Annotated in this window: 29 protein-coding genes and 1 riboswitch; of the genes, 7 read left to right on the top strand and 22 right to left on the bottom strand. The window is 41.0% G+C overall.

The window, feature by feature from the left end:
- Positions 1–107 precede the first annotated feature (107 nt).
- The 11 genes from LIZ66_RS05610 to LIZ66_RS05560 all read right to left on the bottom strand — a co-directional run bounded on the left by LIZ66_RS05610 (position 108) and on the right by LIZ66_RS05560 (position 9,595).
- Positions 108–1,562, bottom strand: coding sequence for a DUF6382 domain-containing protein (locus LIZ66_RS05610; protein WP_118578003.1), 1,455 nt, complete (start codon positions 1,560–1,562; stop codon positions 108–110).
- Positions 1,563–1,565: 3 nt separating this feature from the next.
- Positions 1,566–2,000, bottom strand: a complete 435-nt coding sequence (locus tag LIZ66_RS05605) for a TadE/TadG family type IV pilus assembly protein (RefSeq protein ID WP_227200609.1) — start codon at positions 1,998–2,000, stop codon at positions 1,566–1,568.
- Positions 1,997–2,407, bottom strand: coding sequence for a prepilin peptidase (locus LIZ66_RS05600; RefSeq protein ID WP_173719050.1), 411 nt, complete (start codon positions 2,405–2,407; stop codon positions 1,997–1,999). The genes LIZ66_RS05605 and LIZ66_RS05600 overlap by 4 nt, the downstream gene beginning before the upstream one ends.
- Positions 2,408–2,435: 28 nt before the next feature.
- Entirely contained in the window at positions 2,436–3,233 is a 798-nt protein-coding gene (locus tag LIZ66_RS05595; RefSeq protein ID WP_173719049.1) for a hypothetical protein, read from the bottom strand.
- A gap of 80 nt (positions 3,234–3,313) precedes the next feature.
- Positions 3,314–4,813 carry a DUF5702 domain-containing protein gene (locus tag LIZ66_RS05590; protein ID WP_173719048.1) on the bottom strand — a complete coding sequence of 500 codons (1,500 nt, stop codon included), beginning with the start codon at positions 4,811–4,813 and terminating at the stop codon, positions 3,314–3,316.
- 44 nt (positions 4,814–4,857) lie between these two features.
- Positions 4,858–5,037 (bottom strand): Flp1 family type IVb pilin, encoded by a 180-nt coding sequence (locus LIZ66_RS05585; protein ID WP_118578007.1) that lies wholly within the window; start codon positions 5,035–5,037, stop codon positions 4,858–4,860.
- A 79-nt stretch (positions 5,038–5,116) separates the two neighbouring features.
- A complete protein-coding gene (locus tag LIZ66_RS05580) occupies positions 5,117–6,133 on the bottom strand; it encodes a type II secretion system F family protein (RefSeq protein WP_173719047.1) in 1,017 nt (338 codons plus the stop codon).
- A 3-nt stretch (positions 6,134–6,136) separates the two neighbouring features.
- Positions 6,137–6,889, bottom strand: coding sequence for a type II secretion system F family protein (locus LIZ66_RS05575; RefSeq protein ID WP_173719046.1), 753 nt, complete (start codon positions 6,887–6,889; stop codon positions 6,137–6,139).
- On the bottom strand, positions 6,886–8,079 hold the full coding sequence (locus tag LIZ66_RS05570; protein ID WP_118578010.1) for a TadA family conjugal transfer-associated ATPase: 1,194 nt from the start codon (positions 8,077–8,079) through the stop codon (positions 6,886–6,888). Before LIZ66_RS05570 ends, LIZ66_RS05575 begins: the two co-directional genes overlap by 4 nt.
- Positions 8,076–9,089: a P-loop NTPase family protein gene (locus LIZ66_RS05565; protein ID WP_226836621.1), complete on the bottom strand. Its 1,014-nt coding sequence runs from the start codon at positions 9,087–9,089 to the stop codon at positions 8,076–8,078. The genes LIZ66_RS05570 and LIZ66_RS05565 overlap by 4 nt, the downstream gene beginning before the upstream one ends.
- Positions 9,086–9,595: a prepilin peptidase gene (locus LIZ66_RS05560; RefSeq protein ID WP_173719045.1), complete on the bottom strand. Its 510-nt coding sequence runs from the start codon at positions 9,593–9,595 to the stop codon at positions 9,086–9,088. Before LIZ66_RS05560 ends, LIZ66_RS05565 begins: the two co-directional genes overlap by 4 nt.
- Before the next feature lie 274 nt (positions 9,596–9,869).
- Between LIZ66_RS05560 and LIZ66_RS05555 the strand changes: the two genes are divergently transcribed.
- Both LIZ66_RS05555 and LIZ66_RS05550 read left to right on the top strand, forming a co-directional pair.
- A complete protein-coding gene (locus LIZ66_RS05555) occupies positions 9,870–10,490 on the top strand; it encodes an SGNH/GDSL hydrolase family protein (RefSeq protein WP_173719044.1) in 621 nt (206 codons plus the stop codon).
- Positions 10,491–10,779: 289 nt separating this feature from the next.
- Entirely contained in the window at positions 10,780–11,535 is a 756-nt protein-coding gene (locus LIZ66_RS05550; RefSeq protein WP_173718421.1) for a GNAT family N-acetyltransferase, read from the top strand.
- Positions 11,536–11,745: 210 nt separating this feature from the next.
- On the opposite strand, the gene LIZ66_RS05545 is transcribed toward LIZ66_RS05550, so the two are convergent.
- Complete coding sequence (locus LIZ66_RS05545; RefSeq protein ID WP_173718422.1) at positions 11,746–12,306, bottom strand: folate family ECF transporter S component; 561 nt, start codon at positions 12,304–12,306, stop codon at positions 11,746–11,748.
- 86 nt (positions 12,307–12,392) lie between these two features.
- Positions 12,393–12,494: riboswitch (THF riboswitch) on the bottom strand.
- A gap of 189 nt (positions 12,495–12,683) precedes the next feature.
- Here LIZ66_RS05545 and LIZ66_RS05540 point away from each other — a divergent pair.
- Positions 12,684–12,908: a hypothetical protein gene (locus LIZ66_RS05540; RefSeq protein WP_148462188.1), complete on the top strand. Its 225-nt coding sequence runs from the start codon at positions 12,684–12,686 to the stop codon at positions 12,906–12,908.
- Positions 12,905–14,062 (top strand): hypothetical protein, encoded by a 1,158-nt coding sequence (locus LIZ66_RS05535; protein ID WP_173718423.1) that lies wholly within the window; start codon positions 12,905–12,907, stop codon positions 14,060–14,062. The genes LIZ66_RS05540 and LIZ66_RS05535 overlap by 4 nt, the downstream gene beginning before the upstream one ends.
- Here LIZ66_RS05535 and LIZ66_RS05530 read toward each other — a convergent pair.
- The 3 genes from LIZ66_RS05530 to LIZ66_RS05525 all read right to left on the bottom strand — a co-directional run bounded on the left by LIZ66_RS05530 (position 14,043) and on the right by LIZ66_RS05525 (position 16,386).
- Complete coding sequence (locus LIZ66_RS05530) at positions 14,043–14,933, bottom strand: amidohydrolase family protein (protein ID WP_308768384.1); 891 nt, start codon at positions 14,931–14,933, stop codon at positions 14,043–14,045. The two genes, LIZ66_RS05535 and LIZ66_RS05530, sit on opposite strands and share 20 nt — an antisense overlap.
- A 3-nt stretch (positions 14,934–14,936) precedes the next feature.
- The gene (locus LIZ66_RS19075) at positions 14,937–15,128 is read right to left on the bottom strand and encodes a DUF6783 domain-containing protein (protein ID WP_408611500.1); all 192 of its coding nucleotides are present in this window, start codon (positions 15,126–15,128) and stop codon (positions 14,937–14,939) included.
- Between the two features lie 103 nt (positions 15,129–15,231).
- Positions 15,232–16,386 (bottom strand): alanyl-tRNA editing protein, encoded by a 1,155-nt coding sequence (locus LIZ66_RS05525; protein WP_227200606.1) that lies wholly within the window; start codon positions 16,384–16,386, stop codon positions 15,232–15,234.
- 390 nt (positions 16,387–16,776) lie between these two features.
- Between LIZ66_RS05525 and LIZ66_RS19065 the strand changes: the two genes are divergently transcribed.
- The 3 genes from LIZ66_RS19065 to LIZ66_RS05510 are packed head-to-tail and all read left to right on the top strand — an operon-like array spanning position 16,777 to position 18,553.
- Positions 16,777–17,289 (top strand): RNA polymerase sigma factor, encoded by a 513-nt coding sequence (locus LIZ66_RS19065; RefSeq protein WP_118578819.1) that lies wholly within the window; start codon positions 16,777–16,779, stop codon positions 17,287–17,289.
- Positions 17,290–17,784 carry a hypothetical protein gene (locus LIZ66_RS05515; RefSeq protein ID WP_187566129.1) on the top strand — a complete coding sequence of 165 codons (495 nt, stop codon included), beginning with the start codon at positions 17,290–17,292 and terminating at the stop codon, positions 17,782–17,784. It begins immediately after the preceding gene.
- 1 nt (position 17,785) lies between these two features.
- Complete coding sequence (locus tag LIZ66_RS05510) at positions 17,786–18,553, top strand: hypothetical protein (protein WP_148462183.1); 768 nt, start codon at positions 17,786–17,788, stop codon at positions 18,551–18,553.
- Positions 18,554–18,621: 68 nt separating this feature from the next.
- Here LIZ66_RS05510 and LIZ66_RS05505 read toward each other — a convergent pair whose 3' ends face one another.
- From LIZ66_RS05505 to LIZ66_RS05475, 7 genes are all read right to left on the bottom strand, one after another.
- Complete coding sequence (locus tag LIZ66_RS05505) at positions 18,622–19,617, bottom strand: biotin--[acetyl-CoA-carboxylase] ligase (RefSeq protein ID WP_306797064.1); 996 nt, start codon at positions 19,615–19,617, stop codon at positions 18,622–18,624.
- Complete coding sequence (locus LIZ66_RS05500; RefSeq protein WP_148462182.1) at positions 19,607–20,596, bottom strand: helix-turn-helix transcriptional regulator; 990 nt, start codon at positions 20,594–20,596, stop codon at positions 19,607–19,609. The genes LIZ66_RS05505 and LIZ66_RS05500 overlap by 11 nt, the downstream gene beginning before the upstream one ends.
- A 10-nt stretch (positions 20,597–20,606) precedes the next feature.
- Complete coding sequence (locus LIZ66_RS05495; RefSeq protein ID WP_148462181.1) at positions 20,607–20,864, bottom strand: hypothetical protein; 258 nt, start codon at positions 20,862–20,864, stop codon at positions 20,607–20,609.
- A 285-nt stretch (positions 20,865–21,149) separates the two neighbouring features.
- Positions 21,150–21,842, bottom strand: coding sequence for an LrgB family protein (locus LIZ66_RS05490; RefSeq protein ID WP_148462180.1), 693 nt, complete (start codon positions 21,840–21,842; stop codon positions 21,150–21,152).
- On the bottom strand, positions 21,839–22,201 hold the full coding sequence (locus LIZ66_RS05485) for a CidA/LrgA family protein (RefSeq protein WP_118578807.1): 363 nt from the start codon (positions 22,199–22,201) through the stop codon (positions 21,839–21,841). Before LIZ66_RS05485 ends, LIZ66_RS05490 begins: the two co-directional genes overlap by 4 nt.
- Positions 22,198–22,674 carry a hypothetical protein gene (locus LIZ66_RS05480; RefSeq protein WP_118578805.1) on the bottom strand — a complete coding sequence of 159 codons (477 nt, stop codon included), beginning with the start codon at positions 22,672–22,674 and terminating at the stop codon, positions 22,198–22,200. The genes LIZ66_RS05485 and LIZ66_RS05480 overlap by 4 nt, the downstream gene beginning before the upstream one ends.
- Positions 22,675–22,843: 169 nt before the next feature.
- Complete coding sequence (locus tag LIZ66_RS05475; RefSeq protein WP_118578803.1) at positions 22,844–23,305, bottom strand: metallophosphoesterase family protein; 462 nt, start codon at positions 23,303–23,305, stop codon at positions 22,844–22,846.

Here is a 23,305-nt window from a genome sequence, read left to right as displayed (position 1 = left end):
CTACTTTCAACACTGTTTTCGTTACTTTCTGATAATAGAATAAGTATAGCACAATTTCTCTGATACCTCAACAGATCAAACCCGGTAAATTTTTAAAATCTGTTATTTTATTTCAGAAACACATACCTGGCCTGCGCAAAGTCTATCTGATCCTGATCCTGAAGGCAATATTCCTCATCCCCTTTTAAAATTTTGCCATTTACAGATGTTCCATTGCGTGAATTCAAATCCGTAAGATAATATTCTCCCTCCCGTTTCCGTATCTTCGCGTGTATCCGGCTTACTGTAGGAAGTTCGATCACCGCATCCGCTGCATTCTCCATTTTTCCAATTACCGTAAGTTCATTCTGAAGATAAATCGTAGCAAGTTCACCAGGTTCACGGCTTACAAGAGTTGCCGGTCCAGTAACAATATTCGCAGATAACACCACTGTTTCGCCGCAATTTTTTTGTGATATTGATATTTTTTCTTTTTGGTGCAATACTTCTGCTGTATTTTGCATTGAAGTCGTGTTTCTTTCAATGCTATCTTTAAAGTTCACCTTATCTTTTCCTGAGTCTTCACTCACTTTTTTATTTTCTCTTTTATTCTGTATTTCCAGATGTCCCTTTTTCTCATGTCTGATGCAATTCTTATTCTTTATAACGGACACACCCCAGGTACACAACATTCCAATTACCATAATCCCAGCTGCCACTCCCAGAATAACCTGCATAGATACCCTCGGCAGATACCCCAGTGTTTCTGCGGCCACAACCACCAGTGCAAAAAATCCAGCTGCTACACACCAAATCAAAAATCCTTTAGACGTACCCCCAACATCTTTTTTCTTTTTTTCAGATAATTCTTCCTCCCAAAGCAACTCTTCCAGATGTTCTTCCTGAGGCTTTTCCTCTTTTGACTCCCCATAATTTTCAAACAGATCAATTTTCTCACTGCCATCTGAATTACACCTTTTCTCTGTCATAGTGCCTGATTCCTGCAAAATTGAGGAACCAACTGTTTTTTCTATTTCCTCTCTATCCTGATAAAGTTCCTTTTTTATATATTCCAAATGAAAACTGTCTTCCAAAGCTCTTCTGTATATTCCATACCCAAGCATTACAGCCTTTGAGTCTTCATGATCCAGAATCGGAAGAATATACTCTGTCAGTTCCTGAAATTTCTGTCTCACATCTTCATCATATCCAGGAAGATAACAAAAATAGATCTGTCTCTTTTCCACATCTACATACATATACTCTGGCTTCAATACTAACCTGCATGGATTCAGCAAATATTCTGACATATCTTCCATCACCTGCACAAATCCACCCAGGATCATCTGAAGATCTTCGTAACCCATTTTCTTTTCTTCATAAAGAGAAAGCAAAGACTGTTTGGAGGTAATGTCATAACACACCATAAACTGTCCATCAACTCCCTGCACTCTGCATTTAAGAATAGATGGAATCGAATTGCCAACCAGCATTCTCATCTGATAAGAAGAAGTATCTGGTTCTTCATTTTCATACAGCACAAGATAATTTCCATTTATATCTCTTTTATATTCTGATTTCATTTTTTACCCCTTCAGCTTATTTGACACCTCAGAAAGTCCCTTTACTTTTCGGATCCAGGTTACCGGTTTTATTACTTTTACACTTCCCTTTACCTGCAAATGACTGTTAAATCCTCCATATAAGGAAAACATATCAAGATCATACGTTACCTGCACTTTTTTTCCTTCGCTGACCTGAAGTTTCAGGTTTTTGCTTTCATAAAATCCAGAGTTTCCAAGTTCTTTTCCTTTTTTTAATGCTTTATCACGGCTTTTCCCTTCTGGCCGTGCCGTTTCCAGACTGCCGTCAAGAGCTGCTTCGTAAGCCGCGGCTGTGAGCCAGACCTTATTATGTACGTAAAAAAACAAATACAAAGTTATCGTCACAACCAACAAAAGCAGCGGCATTAAAAGTGCTGCTTCTATTGTCATGCTTCCCCTTTTCATTCTCTTTTTCAATAAATCAAACCTCCAATATATCCCAACATAAGAAATGGAACGAAAGGCATCTCAGTCTTTTTCCCTTTTCCTGACAGAAATAACACCACAATTCCCCAAAAACAGCAGCAAAAAAGTCCCAATAAAAATGCTGACAAAAGTTCCTCAAAAGACAGTACTGTTCCAAGCGACAGAAATAAAAGACCATCTCCCATCCCAACAGCGCCTTTCGAGATAATACTGAGCATGATCACAGCGGCCCCCATACAGACATTCCATACCAAATCCACACTCACAGTTCCAAGAAAGCAGGCTCTTATCATTCCCACAATTCCAAATACAACAATTGACAAAAGTGAAACTTCTCTTGTACGTATATCTTTCCAACTGTTAATTCCAAGAAATGCAAGAATGCAAATTCGTTCCATTATTTTATTCCCCTTCCATTTCTTCTTATTAACCACATCGTTTACATGCATGCAGATTACCAGCTTCCGACTCTTTTACCAGACGTACGGACCTTTTCAAGCCGCTGCAATTTTTGTCATTATGATAACGGTTTCCAGATTTTGTGATATAAACTGTACTTCCTGGAGCTTGCCCTCTACTGCAGCTTTCACATGCATGATATTTCTCTCCATTTTCATTTCGTCTGGAAGAAACACTTCCACCCGACACTTTAGTAACCGACAGATTGAGGTGACTGCAATTCAGCTTTTTGTGATACACCGAACCTGAAACCGTTACATACACCATATTTTCCGGTTTTTCATTCTCTTCACTATTCCCATTTCCTCTGTCCACGCCAGTCCAGGCATGAACCCTCACCTTGTTATACTGCCATTTAACCGGAAGCGGTATCAATCCGCCAATTGGCTTGTATTTGTAAACATCAGGAAGCGTAATTTCTTCTACTCCGTCGCCTCCCACCACATACGCATACATTCCGGCTTCCTTTGCACTCTGACACAGTTTGCTCAAGTGTTCCGTCTGAATTCTGTATACATCCATAAAATGTATCATTGTCACCATTCCAAAGAAAAAGAGTGGAAGGGCAAAGGCCGCTTCTATCGTAAGACTGGCTTTTTTTACCTGCTCTTTTATTTCTTTTCCAAAGGCGCACAAAGACACTTTTCCGAAAAGATTTCTGACAGAAAGCGGGGACTTTCTGACAGACCGGATTCCCAGAGAACTCTTCCTTCTTGTTCTGCTCCTTAGAGCCTGTATATCTTTTCTCTTTTTTCTTTTAATCAATTTTCCATCTCCTTTCCGGGAAAGCATCCTTCTGCGCCTTTCTTATATAGTAATATGGCAAAAGACAATCTATTTTCCAGCTAAATATAGTGATATTCCCGCGTTACGGTAAACACTTTTCTTTTATTTGCCTTTACATCCACAGAAGCCTCCAGTGCAGTAATGCAATGATCCAGACAAAATTCATTCCAGTCTTCCATCTCCCGAAACGAACTTTCAATCATATCCATACCCCCTTTAACTTTTTGCGCCTTTGAAGTTGTCAATAAAAATATCTGCAAATAATCCTCATAGGATAACCCGTTTACATCGTTTTGCCTGTCCGTATCCAACTTATCTACCAATGCCGGCAGCCCCTGCAGCGACAGCTGCCAGTTAGAGGCATTCTTAGTTAAAGGCACTTTTCCGCCGGCAAATAGCTCTCTTACATCCAGAATGCTTTCAGCAAAAGCCCAGCATAGGATCAGCGCACCTTCAATCACCACAACTGCCGGTGGAATAAGAAATGCGGCTGCAATTGCCGCTGCCATGGCATGAATCTGTCCCATCATAAGCGCATCTGAAACCAGATATGCAACATTAAGTCCTTCCCGAACCATCAAAAGTTTTTTCGCTACATCTTTCAAATTTGCCTCATCACTGTTTTTCTTTCCAATAATGTACTCAATCTGATAGCGCAAGCCGCTCTTTCCTGGTTCTATATAGTTTCCCAGTTTTTCCATGAGATATTGCTGATACAAAACCTGGGAGAGCATACTTCCATCTGCTTTTACGGAATCCTCCATTGCCAATCCTGTTTCAAGTTTTCTTCCTGAAACCAATTCTTTAGTTTTTACCTTTTTGTCAGAAACTTCTTTTCCAAAAGGGAGAACCAGATCCAGAAGTCCCATTTTTCGTACTTTTCGAATTACTGGAATAGGATTTTCAACTTTTGCAGGAGGATTCTTTTCTGTCACAGACGGAAGCATTTTCCCATCTGTAAACCCATCCTGCCCATTCTGCTGTTCCTGTTTCTTTTTTTCTTCCAGCAAAGCCTGACTTTTTTGTTGTGCAGTATCCATTTCACTTTCATAATTTTCAATGGTTCCTTTACTTTCTATCTCATTGCCTTGTCGCTCCGCTTCAATTGTCTTTTTCTGCATATCTTGAATTTTGTTTAAAAGGAGCTTTGCCCCATGGCTTCCAAGAGTTTCTTTCATGTATTGGACTGCCTGCTGATAAAAGACTTCACCTTCTGAATCTGTCATCAGAAGATAACCGGAAATGCCACCCTGCTGTACTGACAATTTCTGACTATTTTGCTTCATCACAGGCTTCATATAAGATTCCAGATTATCATATATAGAGGCCAGATTCATTTCCTTTCCCCCACAGGCTCCGTCAACAGCGAACAAGTCAAAATCCTTTAAAAGGGACTTGTCATATTGTCCAAATAAAGAATACAGTCCAATATCCATCCCATTCAAAATCTGAGTTCTGGCCGCAGCCATTCTTGCTGACTCGAGTCCTGAGCTCAGCAGGGACAGAATAAGTCCAAGGGTTAAGGCCAGAAAAACAGTAATACTTCCTCTTTTTACCATGGCGCACCTCTCCTTTTCAAATCATTTTGTTAGTTGGAAATCATTTAAATAGAATTACTTTGCTTTGTGATCTTTGACAGAATATTCTTCACAAGACTGGTCAACTGGTCTTTAAAAATCATGACCAGTGCAATAAGAACTACAAGGATCAGAATAATTTCCACAACGCCTACAGCATCTTCTTCCCACAAAAATTCTCTCATCAGTCTGCGCAGTTCGCTCATATTTCTCACCTCCCTCAGCCTGAAAAATTTCCTTTGGCACTTTTCTTTTTAAATATGAAAATCGGCCTCCGGATTGGATTTATCCATAAAAGGACAGACAGGCCGGCAGCATAACAATAGCCATTACAACGCCCAGCATCAGTATCATTGGAAATAACAATTTGGTAGTTGCCGCTTCTCCTTGAACTTTTGCTTTTCTTTTCCTGTCATCCCAGGCTTCCACAGATTCTTTTTCCAGCATTTCTCCCATATGACGGCTGCCCTTCTGAAGATTCTGGATCAATAATGTTGCAAATGTTTTATACTTTACATGTCCGCACCTTTCACCAAAGCGGCGATAGGCTTCCATTTCTGAAATTCCACTCTCCATTTCATGGCAGGCAGTAACAAGCTCTTCATATGCAATACGTTTTTCATTTTTGTTTTTATAATCCGAAGCCATCTTCCTAAACGTATTTCGAACAGTCATTCCAGCCTGCACCAACAAGGTAAACTTCATAATCAGTCCCGGATAGTCCATCATCAGTTCTTCATATCTTTTCGTTCTGGCTTTCTGCTCTTCTCGCGCAATTATAACAATCATGACAAATGCTGCTGCAAGGAAAATTGCTGCCAACATGTTTCCGGTAGTATCATAAGGTATTTTCCACTCCAGTTTTCTTCCTTCCCAGTCAGATGGAAGATAATAATACTCAGAGTCTTCCAGTTCGCTGTTATAATTTGCTACAAATTCCAAAAGCTTCTGTTCTTCGTCTTCCTCTTTCGTCAACACTTCCGGCTGCCCGGTATCTTCCTTTTCCAGTTCTTTTTCCGGGATCTGTACATAGACACTGCCTGTTTCTTCTCCTTCCACGGATACCATAAATTTTTCTTCATAAGCATTTTCCTCCTTTTTCAACTCATAACCGTCTTCAAATACCTGTCCGCCACCTTTTGTCCAAGTCAGCAGTCCTCCTGTTATATTTCCTGCCAGAGCAACCACAAGAAACATCTTTCTGCCTTTTACCGTACCAATGTTTTCTACATGGATCCAACCTAAAGTACTGCATACGGTCAAAAGCAATAATATAACAAAAATGACAATATGGAGCCACATCAACTACACCTCGATTTCCACAATTCTTTTCCCCATCCAGTAAGCAGCTCCATATACTGTAAGACAGACTGTCATTGCACAGATTCCAAATGGATTTCCGTAGAGAATATCCAGAAATCCCGGTGATGCCAGCTGCAGATAAAGAATAATTCCTGCCGGCATAAGACTCATGATCATCTGTTCCGACTTCTTCGCAGCCAGAGTCGCTTCAATTTCTTTTTTTACATCAATCTTATCGCCCAGCATTCGAGCCACTTTCTGAATTACATTTCCAAGATCACCACCGCTTCTTTTTGCTGTATACAAAACTGAAGCAAAGTTTTCAATATCCTCAACCTTACAGCGCTGCCCAAGATCCAGAAATAATTCTTCTACCGGCACACTCACTCTCTGTTGTGTCTCTATATAACGAAATTCAGCTACAATATCTTCATTCTTCGGATATAGCTGCTCTAGATCACGCACACAGGCAGAAACTGCATTTTCCACAGAATATCCAGCCTGTACCGCCACACTCATAGAATTCAATGCATCCCGAAACTGATAATTAAGGCGCCGTTTTCTTTCTCTGATCATCTGTTTCTTCTTCCACTTCAGAAAGAACACAGAAACCGGAACCACAAGTAACATTACCCAAGGTGTTTGATAGAACAAATAATCTACAGCACCACACAATGCTGCACTTTCTCCTATATATTTTAAAATTTCTTTCTGAGAATATCTGTATTTTCCATAATCAACTTTCTGCCTGATCATAATTTCACCCCCGCCCGTTCCAGTTTTTCTCTGTGCAGGAGAGGCTCCACAGGCACCAGACCACACCCATCCTGCCATTGATACAATGGTTGTATCCTGATTTCACCATCCGCATACGCACATACTTCTGAAACTTCCAGAAGTTTTCTTGATTTATCGCGCATACGTCCCAGATGCACCAGAATATCCACGCCAGAGGCGATCTGCCTTCTTACCGCCTGAAGCGGCAGATCCAGTTCCGCCATCAATGTCATTATTTCCAGTCTGGCCAGCATATCACGGCAACTGTTTGCATGAGCTGTTCCAAGACTGCCTTCATGCCCGGTGTTCAGTGCCTGAAGCATATCCATAGCTTCCCCACCCCGTACTTCTCCTACGATTATTCGATCCGGTCTCATACGAAGTGCAGACTTAATAAGATCTCTTATACTTACTCCCGGTGCTCCGTTTATGGTCGCTGTCCGGGCTTCAAGGCGCACCAGATTTGCAATCCCTTGAAGCTTCAGTTCTGCATTGTCCTCAATAGTGATAATCCGTTCATCTTTTGGTATGTACTCTGACAAAGCCCCCAGGAATGTGGTCTTCCCACTTCCCGTTCCTCCGCCAATTACAATTGAATACCGGGCCCTTACCAGTTTTTCCAAAAAGGACGCGCACTCTGGAGTTATACTTCCCAGTTCAATCAGCTTTTCCATTGTAATTGGAGTATCCGGAAAACGTCTTATTGTCAGAATTGGACCATTTAATGCTACCGGAGCCACAACCACATTGACTCTGGCGCCATTTTCCAGTCTGGCATCTACTATAGGAGATGATTCATTCACAATGCGATTGCATTTTCCCACTATCTGTTGTATCACATCCTCCAGCTTTTCCTGATCTGTAAAAGACTTCGGCCACCTTGTCAGTTTTCCTTTTCGTTCTACAAAAATAGAATCCGGACCATTCACCATAATCTCAGTTACAGTTTCATCTTCGATCAATTCCTGTAATACATCAAGCTTCCTGACGGAATAAAACAGTTCCTGGCGAAGCTGCACTTTTTCTTTCAGGCTCACTCCTGATTCCCGCAGAGTGTTTACGATCAGCTCATCAATCGTTTCCAGAATTTCCTGGTCTGTAAGTTCCCGGTAAACATCCAGCTTCTCCATGAGCATTTGTCTCAGTTTGCGAAAGATTTCCTGACTCATTCCTTTTCCTTTCTCAGAATTTCCCTGACATAATCTCCAAGTTCACTCCACAGCAGCCCTTCAATATAATTCTCCGGTGCCACATTTCCTCCATGAAAAGGCGGGCGTACCTTTACAGTTCTGGTAAGAATCTGCGGATAATCCCAGATTCTTACCAGGTTTTCGAATTGGGAAATCTTGGATATGGATACCGGATCAGACAGCACTGGCATATAAATTTTCCGGCACATATCCAGAACTTGAAAAGTCCCATCTACTGCCCCTCCAATATCCAGAATCACAAATTCGTAATTACTGTGAAGTACAATCTCCTGTATCAGTTTTTCCCAATCTTCCCATGCAGTTCCTCGTATGTCCTCTGGCGTACGTACAGGCGGAATGAAATCCAGATTGTTTATTGTCTGTACCATACTGTTCATCTTATAAATCAGATTTCCATTTTCCTGCCGTACAAAATAAAGAAGGTCACTTAAATTCTGCGCGAACCCTTTTCCCAACATTTCTTCAAAGCCGGAGTATTCCTCCAGATTCAGATAAAGAACAGCTCTTTCTTTTGCCAGAATCTGTCCTAATGTAAGTGCAAACGATGTTTTCAGGCAGCGCCCCAACGGAGAATATACTGCATAAATTTCCGTGGTCTTTTTCAGTACAGGAAAAACAGCCGGAGCTACTGCTTTCTCGGCTCCGTAACACGCCATCACTTCCCGCACAACATCTGAAGAGGCCTGATATTTATACACACTTGGATAACGGTCCAGATCCGGTGGGTGCACGCCTTCCGAAAGTATAACAATTTTACCAATTTCCAATTCCTGCACCTGACGGCACATAGCCTTCTGGGAAATCAGCAGCAACTCTATGTGATTCATTTTCCCATAGGCGATCAGACTCTCTACGTTGGTAAATGCCTGAATCTCAAATGGGATATTTTTCTTATGATTAAGATAATCCATAAAATTCAAGGCATAATCCACCTCAAGATCACAGACAGCAAAAATATTCTTCTTCAATAGACACCTCCCGCATAAAGCAATGCACTTAAAAATATAGGAACTGTGAAATGAAAGTTTTCCAACGGCATACCGCTTTTGTAATAGGGTTCTCTTTTTCCTGTTTTGAAATAAACACTGATGTAATGTAATAAGTAAAGAATTCGCTGGCAGACAATGCCGCTTGAAATCATAAGAGCAGCTGATATGACAGCTCCAATCAGAAAGGAATAGGAAATGCAATTGAGAATTTTCGTCGGTCCGATCATGCTTCCAATAACACTCAAGAGCTTGATGTCTCCGGCTCCCAGCATTCTGAATATGAATAAAATCCCCAGAATCAGTATCGGTACCAGCAGACCGCATATCCAAGATCCGAGACTGCTAACATCTATTTTCCATATTCGCGTAAACAAACTGACCAATACACAAAAAAGCAGCCAGCCATTGTCTACCTTCGCTCTCTGAATATCCATCAGAGCGGCGCAGCCTGCCGCTATAGCAGGAAATATTCTGTAAAAAAGCATAGACGTACCATCCCTTCTTTTACATAGGTTTACTAATAACAGGAGGCTATCTTGAAGTATTTTAGAGCCTGTTTGAGAAAGGCTTCCTGTATTTTATCTTTCGTAGAATAGGGAATAGTCGATCTGAAAAGATGACCTTCGATACCAGATGACTTCTGGTGAGTCTTATTATAGGTGCTCTATCTCCATTTGTCCAGTCTTTTTTTTACAAATTTTTCTAAAAAAACTATAAACCTTTTTGTTCTTGCAGTATAATATTAACGGAGGTAAAATTATGACAATATTAACATGTCTTGGTGACAGCATCACCGATTGTGAACACTGCTTTTCCAGAGATTTCCTTGGCAATGGCTATGTAAAAATGCTGTCAGACTGTCTTAAAAGGGACGGCTCAGACTATCAGGTACGCAATTATGGCACTGACGGCTTTACTATAAACAGACTTCTGCAGAGAATTCAGGGTGATTCTGATTTTACAAGTGATATTATAACAATTTTAATCGGAATTAATGATATTGGATTAATAATGAATACGGACAGAACACCGTTTCAGCAGAGGAATATGCTTTTTTCTTTTTACAAATGCTATGCAGATCTTATAACAATATTAGCAAAATCGAACTCGCGCATTATTTTAATGGAGCCTTTTCTTTTTCCCTGGCCTGCCTGTTATAGAACCTGGCTTCCTTTTCGCCAGAAAATATCACAAATGATCCACCAGCTATCAGAACAGTTTCAAATTTCTTATCTTACATTGCATGAGGAATTGAATGAAAAGGCGCGTCGTTATGGATATTCAGAAATTACTACAGATGGGATTCACCTTACTGAGCAGGGACAAAAATTTCTGGCAGACAGATTGTATAAATTAATTTGCGGCTATTCACCGTACTAGTACATCGTTTTCGAAATAACTATACCACTCACTTGTCTGTGAATCCGATTGCACAGGTATAAAAGCCTCGGCGTAGCCCGCTACGCCTGCGTTTTTATACCTGCACACTCGAATTCACATCCTACGCGATTGGTATAGTTATTTACGAAACGATGTACTAGAGCGTGTTTGAAAAAGGCTTTCTGCAAGATGTGTAAAAAGCAATCTGTCTTATAACAGACTATTTTCAGTTGCATTGCTGGATACAATTATGTATAATGACCCTAAACTTATAAAAGAAGGTTTTTTTATGGATAAAATCATTAAAGAAATTGAAGATATGTCACTAAATGCATGGCCCTCCCATAAAATGGAGCTTTATGATGGATGGATTCTCCGTTTTTCCTATTTTTATACACATAGAACAAACAGTGTGGAGCAGTTCGGAACTTCTACCCTTTCCTGGAGGGAAAAGGTTTCTTTCTGCGAAGCAGAGTATGCCCGACTGGGCAGCCCTGCAATTTTTAAGATCAGTCCTCTGGTTTCTCCGGATTTTGATTATCTTCTGGAAAACCGCAACTACGAAATCCAGCATACAACAAATGTTATGGCAGCCTCACTGGATGGAGCAGATCTTTCTGCGCCTTGCGATCAGGTAACTCTTACTGACGATATTCCAGATATTTGGATTGAAAGTCTTTTTGATCTGAAAGGCACCATTAATCCTGTTCACCGTGCTGTAGTTCCATCCATGTATCATGCCATCGTAAAAGACACCGTATGCGCCTCCATCTGGAGTAACGGAAAAATTATTGCAACCGGGCTTGGCATTCTGGATCGAAATTATATTGGATTGTACGCTATCCATGTTCGCGAAGATTTCAGACACAAGGGTTATGCTCGTCAGATTTGTACTGCACTTCTAAAAGAAGGAAAAAAGAAAGGCGCAACTAAGGCCTATCTTCAGGTAGTAGAGGGAAACACTCCAGCACGTAATCTTTATGAATCACTTGGACTTCATTATCTCTACACCTATTGGTTCCGGGTTCAGACACATACAAACTGAAAACTTTTCAGAGCATGTTTAAAAAAGGCTGCGATCAGTGTTTATCCTGATCACAGCCTTTTATTTGGGAATCGTATTTTTTGACTTATTCAACAAGTTGATTTCTCAAACAATCAACTTTCCAGTAAGTACATTGCTTCATAATCCATCTTATGCCATATTATTTAATTTGGGGTTTTGTATATAATTCAGCTCCTGGACTGCTGCCATTTATACGGTCTTCTTCTCCAGCTTAGCAGGTCTTATGTTTCCTACAACCATGCCTGTAAGCGGGCTGAAATAAAGAAGACTGGTAAGTACGCAGTAGATTGGAGTCATGATTGCAAACTGTACAAGACGTCCTGGCATAATTGCATAGAAGTTTGCTCCGATCATTACCAATCCTGCAGTGGTCAGTCCAAGTGTTCCCACTACGCCAGAGACTGCAATTGCGACACACATAACAACAGTCTTTACTTTTCTGTTCTTTTCAGCCATTAGTTTTCCAGCCAGTCCGGGGATCACACCCCAGGCAACTGCTGATAAAGTAATCAGTGGATTAACTCCATAGCCTTTCATAAAACATCCAATGATATCGGCAACAGCACCTTCTACACCACCAGCTACAGGTCCCATCCAAAGACCTGCCAATACAGTGGCGACAGTTCCCAATGTAATTCGATATACACCAAGATCAATTACCAGAACGCGTGACAGCACAAGCTGGATTGCTACCAGCAGTGCAAGGAATACAAGAGTCTTAACACTCCATGTCTGTTTGTTTTTACGCATAAAAAAAACACCTCCATAATGATTAAAATAACAGAGTAGTTACCATAAATAATAATCCCTCCACATTATGAGATGTTCTCACATGTAGCAACGGGTGCGGAAAATATATCGTAAACAGTCCTGCTGCTTTTCGTTTCACGGCGACTCCCCAGCCAATGAACACTTGACGCATAAATTCCTACTTCGCTATTATTTATTTAAAATGATTATAGCACAAAATATAGAAATTTCAATATGTATTTGTTATAATATTCACATAAATAAATTAATCGTTACTGTTCACTGACAAATGTTTGTGCATACTCTCCTCTTTTTCGCATATTCTAAGAATATCTTCCCTTATATAGGAAAAATATTTGACAAAAAGGAGTGTTTCTATGAGTATAAAATCCACAAACAAATCATCTTGCCAAAAACAGCCGCCACTACAGAATCCTTACAATGTTTTTTATAATAATTACATGAATACAAATGCTACTACAGAATGTACAGGACTTGGCTATCGTATGCCGGATAACTCGGAGGAATGGAATGCCTGCCGAGAGGTTTTCGATTTTCTTCCTGTACCATTTCCGGATTCGGAGGATACAAAGCAACAATGAAAAATTTCACAAAACTATTACTTGGCTCTTTGGTACTGTTCTCTCTGTCAGGATGTACTGCCGGTGATATGATCACCAGCTATACTTCTATTTCTGATCAGAGTGAAACCACCTTACAGAACACTTCAGAAACACCCAAACAGCGTGTTTATATGGATGAAATCAAAGGAACCCTTAAGGATTTCACCGGTGCCACCCTGACTATGGAAAGCCAGGAACAAACTTACGTTTTTGATCTTTCTGAAGCAACTTTGGAATGCGAAGATGGCATGATCACTGGAGATGAAATCAGTGTCATTTATGAGGGGCAGCTCTCTAACAAGGATACCAGCACTGTAAAAGCATTGAAAGTAGTAGACGACTTTCACAAAAAGAATCAGCTGGAAGTACGAAAGGCCTATGGGGAAGTACAGAGTCTGACTCCAAATACCATTACCATAAAAAATAAAAAAGGCAAAACAGCCACCTATCCAATCACTGGAACTGAACAATATTATCAGAATGGCATCCGCACCGGTGTATGGGTATACATTCATTTTAAAGGCAAGTTTGCTTCCAGTCAGAATACCCAAAGTTCTTCTCTTAATGCCAGTCATCTGAAAGTACTAAGCATTTCAGATATTGATCCGCTTACACTTCCAGATCCAACACCAACACCAGATCCTGCACAGGTTTCTGCCGATGCCTCAGCAAAAGAACAGCAGATTCATGCAGAAATTCAGAATATTTCCCTGAATACACTCACAGTTCTTCCCTCTGGCTCTGACAGCACAATAAATGTAGACTTGTCTCAGATTCCTTCTTACTTTAAAGGTGGAACAGCACCAGGCTCCTATGTAACCATAACTTGCACTGGACAATTTCAGGGAAATTCACTGGATGGTGTTACTGTTACAGCAGTCACCGGTGATGATCCGGATTCTCTTGGAAGCCGTGAAATTACCAGCTCAGTCAGCGGTACAATTATAGGCCATACAGCAAATACCGTCACACTTCAAACTGGCGATGGCGCAACCATAACCTGCTTTACAGAAGGGGCAAAGGATACCTCCACCAGTAATATGGAATCCGGCGCAGGTATCTGCATTACCTTTGATCCTACAAAATCCAAAAATTCCAACATTTATACATCTATCAAGATTCAGGACGCCTGAAGGTGTCCTGAATCCTTTTCTCTCCATCTGCCAGCCAGGCTCTCACATCCCCGGATTCTCCCAGAATGTCCATAAATGCCTGGTATTCATCCATTAAGCCCTTCCCATGTAAGACCATATAAGCTCCTGCATCACTTCCAAGAGCCACCTTTGCTCGGTACTTGTATGCCAGACGAAGGTTCTTTGCGGCCAGTTCTATAATAGGATCAAGCACTGATTCCTTATATCTTCCACATCCACGAAGATTTCGAATTGTCACAAGAGTAGGAACCCATACACTATCACTGTCAGCTAATTCTATGATTGTTTCCGGATCAATATAATTTCCATGTTCTACTGAATCCACACCAGCTTCCACAGCTGCCTGTACGCCATAAATTCCATTGGTATGGCTCATCACCGCCAACCCTTCTTCATGGGCAATATGTACCATCTCGCAGACTTCCTTCCTGTCTAAAGGCGTTCCAGTAATCTGTCCATGGTTATTAAAATCCAGAAGTCCTGTGGTCATAATTTTAATAAAATCTGCCCCTTTGTTTTTCGCTTCTTTCAAAAGGACATGGTATTCTTTCATAGTGTCAAAACCTTTTCCCACGATAGAGCCATAGTGTCCATTTTTATGGATGGCAAAAACAGGAGTACGATAATCAATTCCATATTCTGGTGCCAGTTTCCTGGCTCTTTCCGATACTCCTAATGCATCTCCACCATCTCTTACAAATACAATCCCCAGCTCTTCATAAGCTTTCAAATGTTTCCGTATCACTTCATCGTTTACATGATCCTTATGAATAGAAATTGCATCTTTATAATTCAGTCCATCCATGATCAGGTGCGCATGACACTCTCCAAACATTTCTTCATATAACACTGATTATCTTGAAAAATAATTCAGCTTTTCCTTTCTTCCGCAGAGCGTGTTTGAAAAAAGGACTTCTGCAAGATGTTCGTCACAATTTGTGGGAGATTTTGTCCGGAGGAGGGCGTCGTAGCGAGCTACGACAACCGAATTCGAGCAAAATATACCGCAAAGTGGGGCGTACAGATTGTGGGAATGCTTTTTCAAACACGCTCTAATACGGATTTTTTCAATCCTCTTTTATTCTTTATTGCAACTATTCAGCGGGTGCTATTCCGCAAGGTGCTTTTGCGAAGGAACTGAACAACTGCTATTTATTTTCGAAAAAGGCTCGAATTTCTTTCTCGGAAGCCTGCACAGACCCCTGTACAAAGAAAGGCTTACCGCCTCCCCTGCCATTCAATACTGCATTCATCTCTTTTGTAAACTGACGTAAGTCTCCGTCTTTTTCTCCCATAGCATACTTATAGCTTCCATCTGCATTCCTGGAGAATACTGCACAACGCCCCTTACAAACCTGTAAAATTGCATCTGTAAGCTTCTGAACGCTTCCTGCTTCCATTCCTTCCTGGAATAAAACCACATTCTCTTTTTCTTTCCATTTAGCAGCTTCGCCAACGATAAATTCTTCTTCTAACGCATGTACTCTTCCCTTCAGAGCAAAATTTTCATCCTGAAGCCTTGCTACCGCTGACGCTGTTTTGTCCATTTTCGCAGACAACTTCACGGAAATCTGACGATTCTGTTCATTTACCATGTTCAGATAATCAAGCACTCGCTTACCTGACAGCATTTCCATACGAACCCCCTCACGGAATTTCACCACAGAAAGCAACTTCAACATTCCAATTTCTCCAGTACGCGTCACATGAGTTCCACAGCACGCGCAGGTATCTGCTCCTGGGAAGCGCACAATACGAACCCATCCGGAAAGCTCTTTCTTACTTCTGTAATCCAGATTTTTAAGTTCCTGCTCTGTAGGATAAAAAATCTCAACTTCCTGATTTTCCCAGATAATCTGATTCGCTTTCGCTTCGATTTCGGCCATTTGTTCTTCATCCAGCATTCCGCTGAAATCGATGGTGATCACATCGCTTCCCATGTGGAATCCCACATTGTCATATCCAAATGCTTCATGTACCAGCCCACTTACAATATGCTCTCCGGAATGCTGCTGCATAAGATCAAATCTTCTGCCCCAGTTAATTTTTCCTATTACATCCATACCGACTTCCAAAGGCCCATCTGTATAATGAATTAACTCTCCATCCTTCTCATGAACTTCCTTAACATTTATTCCGCCTAATATACCGGTATCACTGGGCTGTCCGCCTCCTTCAGGATAAAAAGCTGTCTGGTTTAAAATTATTTCATAGCCTTTCTTGCTCTCACGACACTCCAACACCTTAGCGGTAAATTCTTTTTTATATACATCTTCATAATATAACTTTTTTGTCTCGTACATAAATGCTCCTTCTTTCATATAAACAGCAGGATTTATTTCTATCTTTTATTCACGAAACTGATTATAGTCTATTTATGCTCTTCCCGCAATTTTTATTTTTTCTTTGTATTTAGTCATTTCAGGACGTGTTCAAAATATGCCGCAATCTCCCACAAAGTGTGACGCACACCTTGCATAAAGCCTTTTCAAACACGCTCTAACCCATCCGACATCTATGAATTCTCTCATGTAAGCATGGCTCATTCATGGTTTCCATCCGGGACTTTCATAGTAAAAACACCTTGCAAAATAGTACCAGCTGAATAATTACAAAATTTTTATTTATTTTTGAAGAACTTTATCAGGCAGTCGCGTTATAATTAGAGAACGGACAGGAAGGAGGCTGATAACATTTCACAGGAAGAATATCTGGAATATCTGATTGACCAATACCAGAATCTGATATATTCCATATGTCTGAAATCAGTAGGTAATCCTTTCGATGCAGAAGACCTCACTCAGGAGGTATTCCTGTCTGCCTACAAAAGTCTCGCCCACTTCGATGGGCTTTATGAAAAAGCCTGGCTTAGCAAAATTGCAGTACGCAAATGCCTTGATTTCCTAAAAGCTGCCGGACGCCGTTCAATTCCAACGGAAGATATTTATTTCTCACAGCTTCCTGATCTGGAGAATCATTCTTCCCCAGAGGAACAGTATCTGCAGTCTGATTCGGAACAGCAGGTATTTCGGATATGCAGCGGCCTGAAAAGTCCTTACAAGGAAATTGCCATTGCTCATTTCTGTAAACAGATGTCCGTAACAGAAATATCGCAAAAAGAAGGCAAAAACCCTAAGACCATTCAGACACAGCTATATCGTGCAAAAAACATGTTGAAAAAAATGTTGGCAGAAAGGAGCGATTAAATGCATATCAATAGTAATGACCTGAATAATTTTCAAAATGAAGAGATGAACACTGATGAAATCATTGCATTTCTGGAACATATGAAGCACTGCGACTACTGTCTTAACCAGCTTGCGGACGAATATACAGATCATGCATCCTCAGCTCCCGCCTATCTGAAAGAAACAATTATGGAACGTGTTACAGCTCCTGATATTCAGATACAGAAAACAGCAGCGGATGCTACCTATAAAATGCGGTTTTTCTATGAGGGGCTCCGCACTGTAGTCGGAGTCGTACTTGCACTGGTTATGTTGTTCAGCCTTGGGCAAATGGACTTCGTCTCGCCTCAGCTTCCGCAGTCCACAGCCAAATCATCTGAAACGCGCCGGGAAATTAGAACTTCATTACGTAATTTTTCAAATGGAATTACAGATGGAATCTCTGATGCTCCCCAGAAAGTTGTCAACTACATTAATTCTATTTCAAATACAATAACAAACGGAGGTAACTAACATGCAAAAACAAAAAAAGGGATTCCTGCTTTTTATCTCTTCCCTGATTCCTGGTGCGGGAGAAATGTATATGGGATTCTTTAAGCAGGGAATCAGCATTATGACTCTATTCTGGGCTATTATCGCAATTGCCGGAGGGCTTAATATCTCCTCTCTGGTTATCTTTCTTCCTGTATTATGGTTCTACAGTTTCTTCCATGTTCATAACTTGAAAGAACTGCCGGAAGAAGAATTTTACGCGATAGAGGATAACTATATTCTGCATCTTGACCGTATATTTCAGAATAATATCAGGCTCTCGCAAAAACATATTAAAATTGCGGCAATTCTCCTGATTGTTTTCGGAGTTGCTGTTTTCTGGAATGGTTTCCGTGATCTGCTCTTCTGGATTTTACCAAATTCTCTGGCCATTATTATACAGGATATCATGTACCAGATTCCTTCTGTTATCATTGGAATTCTGATCATCGTTGCCGGTTATCAGCTTCTTACAGGAAAAATCAAAAGCATCTCTCCTGACGAAAAAGCTGATTGTAAAAAAGATGTGTCAGAACATTATTGGCAGCCATATCGTCCTTATCAACAGCCTGTTGATAACAGCGCTCCACAAATGAATACAAAATCAGCACCTGCCTCAACAGTGTCTTCAACAACACAGCCAGATCAGAATGCGGATAATGTAATAAAGAATACCGATATCAAAATTTCGGATACTACTTCAGTTCAACCATTCATTACTGCTGAGCCAGACAATAATTCTGCAAAATAGAGTAACTATTCCAATAAAAGTCAGGTATCTGCCACATAATATTTCTAATAACTTTACCGCTGATAAATTTATTTTATCGGCGGTATTTTTATTGAGATTTCTCCAAAAGCCAGCTTACTCTGAGTGCCATCAGTCTCCTGAACCAGCAATTTCCCATCTGGACAAATCGCTAATGCTCTGGCACTTCTGCTGCTTTTATTATCTGTAATTGTAATTTCATTTCCCGGAACAATATTATGTTCCACGTATTCTTCTGACAATTTCAATTCCCGGGTTTCTTCCAGAAGATAGTTCACAATCTGCGCTGCAAGGCGGTTCCTGTCCGCAGTTCTGGAGGATTGTTCATCTTCGTAGATTCCTCCGGCAATTTCCTGAAGCTCTTTGGGGAATTGTTCCTGCTCAACGTACAAGTTCAGCCCAATTCCTACAATTGCAAATTCTATATTTCCACTTTCAAAATCTGTGACCGCCTCTGTAAGAATACCACAAACCTTACGGTTATCCTTGTACAGGTCATTTACCCATTTAATTCCAAGTTTTACACCGCATACTTCTTTCACAGCCTTATACACTGCAGTAGCTGCTGCAGTAGTGATCAGAAGACTGCCCTCCAGTGTCCCCTTCGGTTCCAGAATAACACTGAGATAAATCCCATTGCCTTTAGGAGAATAAAACTCCCTGCCTCTTCGTCCTCTTCCTGCTGTCTGCTCCATGGCAACAACAAAAGAGCCGTGTCCAGCCATTCCGCTCACAGCCAGCTGCCTGGCCTCCAGATTGGTAGAGCTGATTGCATCAAATATTTTTATCTCAACCTGTGGATCCTCCAGAAAAAGTCTGATTCCCTCTGCTGAAATCAGATTACTCTCTCTTGCAAGCATATATCCCTTATTCGGTCCGGCCTCAATGGGGTATCCTTCCTGGCGCAGACTGTTCACAGCTTTCCAAACTGCGGCTCGTGTACAGGAAAGCTCCCTGCCAATATCCTCGCCAGATAAAGTTTCACCTTTATGCTGTTCTAATAACTCCAAAAGTCTGGATTTAACCGTCATGCTTTTATCCTTCATAATTCTCCAGGGCTTTTCTTAAAAAATCCCGGTATTCTTTTCGCACATTCTCCGGTGAAATCACTCTCACGCTATTTCCAAGGGCAGCAAGCCAGCCATAAAACTGTGTACTTACATTCACCTGTACCCTGGTGACGGAGTGCTCATTGTCCTTGGACATGATCATAATATCCTGCCCAAATCGATCAATCATTACACCCACAAGATGGTTCTCAAATTCCAGATTAACTTTCTCTTCACGGCCTCCAAACATTCCAAAAGTACCGGCAGCAAATCTGGCACTGTCAAATTTCCGGAAGAGTTCGGCACCATTTCTTGCTTCATTCTCTGTAAAGATCTTCAACATTTTGTCTACGCGGTAATGCTTCACAATGCCACTCTTCTCATCGACTCCTATCAGATAATAATTACCATCCTGCCATATCATCTGCCATGGACTGATCTGATAGCGAGCTCCACCTTTCTTCAAATGTTTCTCCTTGGACACTGTCCATTCTGTATACTGGAAGCTGATCTGTCTGTTCTGTGAAATTGCTCTGTGTATCTCATCTACATTATAATAAATGCTCTCGTTTGTATTCTTCACCTGATCCAGTACGATTGCCTGCCGCTGTAGGTCTTTGGCCTGATAAATACTGGTAAGGTGCTCCAGTTTCTGGATCAACTGCCGCGATTTCCCAACAGTAAGAAATCTGGAAAACTGAACAGCATCTACAAGAAGCTTCAGCTCTGCAGTCTCAAACTCACGGCTTGCAAGATAAAAACCTGACGGTCTCTCTCTTCGATTCATAATATCCATTCCGAACACACGCAAAGTCTCTATATCGTCATATATCGTCTTCCGCTCTGCATGAATTCCCAGACTCTCCAGATAGGAAATCAGATCTTTCACACTCATGGGATGTGCCTCATCTGTTTTCTCAGAAAAGACTCGCATAAGATATAAAATTTTCAGTTTCTGCTGGAAAGATTTTGGCATATCCTTACTCCTATTTATCTGTCAATACTGCTACGACTCCAGAATATAATACCATAAAAGCAAAGAGCAGAGCAATAAGATCTGCACCATGAAAATCATAATTAAAGATCATAGCTCCCCCGATCATGAGCTCCAATGTAATAAAAAGTCCCAGTATCATGGCTGTGCTCCCGGAAAATTTCCTGCCGCGGCTCTCCTGTGTATCCTCCATATATCCCTCTGCAAGGGCAGCTCTTCTGCTGTTAATATTTCTGCCTGATTTCCACATAATATCTCCTCCGTTTCCCAAACTCCAATATCATCCGCCATCAAATACCGAACGTATTTTCCGAACATATTTTCTTCATGAGACTAGTCTACCACAATATCAGTCCTATAAAACGGTATGAATCCATCATTTTCGAATATCTGTTCGCTTTTTGAGTAATAAAAAAACGTCTGAACCTGTTTTAAACAGAATCAGACGTTTTCCTTTTTACAAAATCTAAATGAACATGTCTACAGGCTTATTTATTCGCTATACTTTCATAGTAGTTAATCCACAAACATGTTTTTACATAAATCCAGCGAACACAGAAGCGGCAATAACAGTAAGAAGTCCGGCAACGGCAATTGCCAGGCTGCTCATAGCACCTTCTACAGGACCAAGTTCCATTGCCTTAGATGTACCTATGGCATGGGCTGAAGTTCCAAGTGCCAGACCTTTCGCGATAGGCTCCTCAATTTTTGCCACTTTAAGGACTGCCTCCGCAATCACATTTCCCAGCACACCAGTGATAATAATAACTGCAACCGTGATCGTAACAAGTCCGCCAAGTTCTTCCGATACACCCATTCCAATGGCTGTAGTAATGGATTTCGGAAGCAGAGTAACATACTCCGAATGGGAAAGTCCAAACAGCTTTGCAAAAATCAAGACACTAACCATACTTGCAAGTACACCGGAAACAATTCCTATAACGACAGCTTTCAGATTCTTACGAAGCAGAGTAAGCTGTCTGTAAAGCGGTACCGCAAGACATACTGTAGCAGGAGTAAGCAGATAACTGATATACTGACCGCCTGCATTGTAGGTCTTATAATCCACCTGCATAAGCTGAAGCATTCCCATTACACATAGAATTGCAATCAAAAGAGGATTAAACAGCGCCATTTTAAACTTTTTCTTCAGCAAAAGACCGACCTCATATCCAGCCAGACTTAATGCCGCCCCGAAAAACAGGGAATTTTCTATAAAATTTATCATTTCTTATCTTTCCCCCTGTCCTTTCTGATCACAAACTGAGTACTGCGTCCAGTAACTACCATTACAATGACGGTTGTCAGAATTGTTATGAGCACAACAGGAAGCCAGATTGGCTGCAGATCACCCCACGCTTCCAAAAGTCCCACACCTGCAGGAACGAACATAACCGGCATAATTTCAACCAGAAAATCTGCTGCTTCCTCTACCTGCTCAAGTTTCAGAATTCCGCTTGCAAGTGCTCCAAGCATCAGCACAAGACCATATACACTGGCCGGTACCGGAAGAGGCAAAAGGATATGTAATCCCTCACCCAACGCTGAAACCAGCAAAATAATACAAAATTGCCTCAGATACTTCACTTTTTGTCTTCCTCCTCGCTGTCTCCACAAAGAAGTTCATTTGCAATTTCCAGATAAGGCTGAAGCTCCTCAAGAGAAGCCCTGCCATTTCGCTTCATCTTTGTAATCCCTGGATACTGTGCAGGGATGGATCTTGTCATATTTCTGTCACCGTAGATTTTCACCATATCTCCATTTTCCAAGGTATCCCCGGCAATTAATTTATCATTTTTGTTATAAATTCCTTCCTTGGGAATCGCTGCCTTGAAAACAGTTTTTTTATCCATATCTACGAATACCATTTCCTTCAGTATATCTCCGGCTTCCACATAAATAGCTCTTATGGCTTCATTTTCCAGACGGGCTTCCTCCTGTTTGTCTTTCTGTGCCTGTCTGGCAACCAGATTCCAGAACGAGCCGCCTACTACGCCAAAGATCACCAGAAGAATGACAATTCCTACAATGAATTTCACATCGATTTCTTTTTTCTCCACTGCAAATCCTCATTTCTTTCATGGCTTTTTCTTCTGCCCTATTATACATTATCTTGTTAAAATTGCAATGTCATCTTTCGACAATTCTCTCCCCTGTTTTTCCCAATTTTTCTACAACATAATTGTAAAACTGTGTTCTGGATATTCCTTTTTTCCACATTGCGACTGTTCAGAGCACGATTTTTTCCACCTGCCAGCTGCCGTTTTCCACGGTCATAACTGCCATGGTCACGTCTCCACCAAAGCGGCTTCTGCCGCAGCTTCCAGGGTTCAGCCACAGCCTTCCGTCAATTTCTTTTGCAAAATACTGATGACTGTGTCCAAAAATCACCACCTGGGTATCCCCTAACTCCCAGGCAACATCTTTCCTGTCATGAACCATAAAGAATTTCACATTTCCCACTGTAAAGTTCAAGCTTCTTCGCAGATTCTGTGCCCAGTATCCATCATTGTTTCCTCGCACTACATATAAAGCGCCCAATGATCTTATAGTATCCAGAAGCTCCGGTCTGTCCACATCTCCAGCATGAAAAATGCAGTCACAGGACTGTAATATGTCCAGAACTTCTGTCCGTAAAAGACCATGTGTATCTGAAATAATTCCAATTTTAATTCTCTTATTTTCTATCAT

Origin of the sequence: Blautia faecis (assembly GCF_020554845.1) — a bacterium.
Lineage (GTDB): Bacteria > Bacillota > Clostridia > Lachnospirales > Lachnospiraceae > Blautia_A > Blautia_A faecis.
This window is presented reverse-complemented; position numbering and strand designations above follow the sequence as displayed.

Coding starts and splice junctions, on each gene's coding strand:
- LIZ66_RS05570 (WP_118578010.1), bottom strand. CDS start 8,079: ATGAGTCAGGAAATCTTTCGCAAACTGAGACAAATGCTCATGGAGAAG.
- LIZ66_RS05505 (WP_306797064.1), bottom strand. CDS start 19,617: ATGAAGGATAAAAGCATGACGGTTAAATCCAGACTTTTGGAGTTATTA.
- LIZ66_RS05490 (WP_148462180.1), bottom strand. CDS start 21,842: ATGATAAATTTTATAGAAAATTCCCTGTTTTTCGGGGCGGCATTAAGT.
- LIZ66_RS05475 (WP_118578803.1), bottom strand. CDS start 23,305: ATGATAGAAAATAAGAGAATTAAAATTGGAATTATTTCAGATACACAT.
- LIZ66_RS05575 (WP_173719046.1), bottom strand. CDS start 6,889: ATGATCAGGCAGAAAGTTGATTATGGAAAATACAGATATTCTCAGAAA.
- LIZ66_RS05510 (WP_148462183.1), top strand. CDS start 17,786: ATGCAAAAACAAAAAAAGGGATTCCTGCTTTTTATCTCTTCCCTGATT.
- LIZ66_RS05525 (WP_227200606.1), bottom strand. CDS start 16,386: ATGTACGAGACAAAAAAGTTATATTATGAAGATGTATATAAAAAAGAA.
- LIZ66_RS05600 (WP_173719050.1), bottom strand. CDS start 2,407: ATGGAACGAATTTGCATTCTTGCATTTCTTGGAATTAACAGTTGGAAA.
- LIZ66_RS05555 (WP_173719044.1), top strand. CDS start 9,870: ATGACAATATTAACATGTCTTGGTGACAGCATCACCGATTGTGAACAC.
- LIZ66_RS05585 (WP_118578007.1), bottom strand. CDS start 5,037: ATGAGCGAACTGCGCAGACTGATGAGAGAATTTTTGTGGGAAGAAGAT.
- LIZ66_RS05610 (WP_118578003.1), bottom strand. CDS start 1,562: ATGAAATCAGAATATAAAAGAGATATAAATGGAAATTATCTTGTGCTG.
- LIZ66_RS05560 (WP_173719045.1), bottom strand. CDS start 9,595: ATGCTTTTTTACAGAATATTTCCTGCTATAGCGGCAGGCTGCGCCGCT.
- LIZ66_RS05515 (WP_187566129.1), top strand. CDS start 17,290: ATGCATATCAATAGTAATGACCTGAATAATTTTCAAAATGAAGAGATG.
- LIZ66_RS05545 (WP_173718422.1), bottom strand. CDS start 12,306: ATGCGTAAAAACAAACAGACATGGAGTGTTAAGACTCTTGTATTCCTT.
- LIZ66_RS05590 (WP_173719048.1), bottom strand. CDS start 4,813: ATGGTAAAAAGAGGAAGTATTACTGTTTTTCTGGCCTTAACCCTTGGA.
- LIZ66_RS05580 (WP_173719047.1), bottom strand. CDS start 6,133: ATGTGGCTCCATATTGTCATTTTTGTTATATTATTGCTTTTGACCGTA.
- LIZ66_RS05495 (WP_148462181.1), bottom strand. CDS start 20,864: ATGTGGAAATCAGGCAGAAATATTAACAGCAGAAGAGCTGCCCTTGCA.
- LIZ66_RS05500 (WP_148462182.1), bottom strand. CDS start 20,596: ATGCCAAAATCTTTCCAGCAGAAACTGAAAATTTTATATCTTATGCGA.
- LIZ66_RS05550 (WP_173718421.1), top strand. CDS start 10,780: ATGGATAAAATCATTAAAGAAATTGAAGATATGTCACTAAATGCATGG.
- LIZ66_RS05535 (WP_173718423.1), top strand. CDS start 12,905: ATGAAAAATTTCACAAAACTATTACTTGGCTCTTTGGTACTGTTCTCT.
- LIZ66_RS05540 (WP_148462188.1), top strand. CDS start 12,684: ATGAGTATAAAATCCACAAACAAATCATCTTGCCAAAAACAGCCGCCA.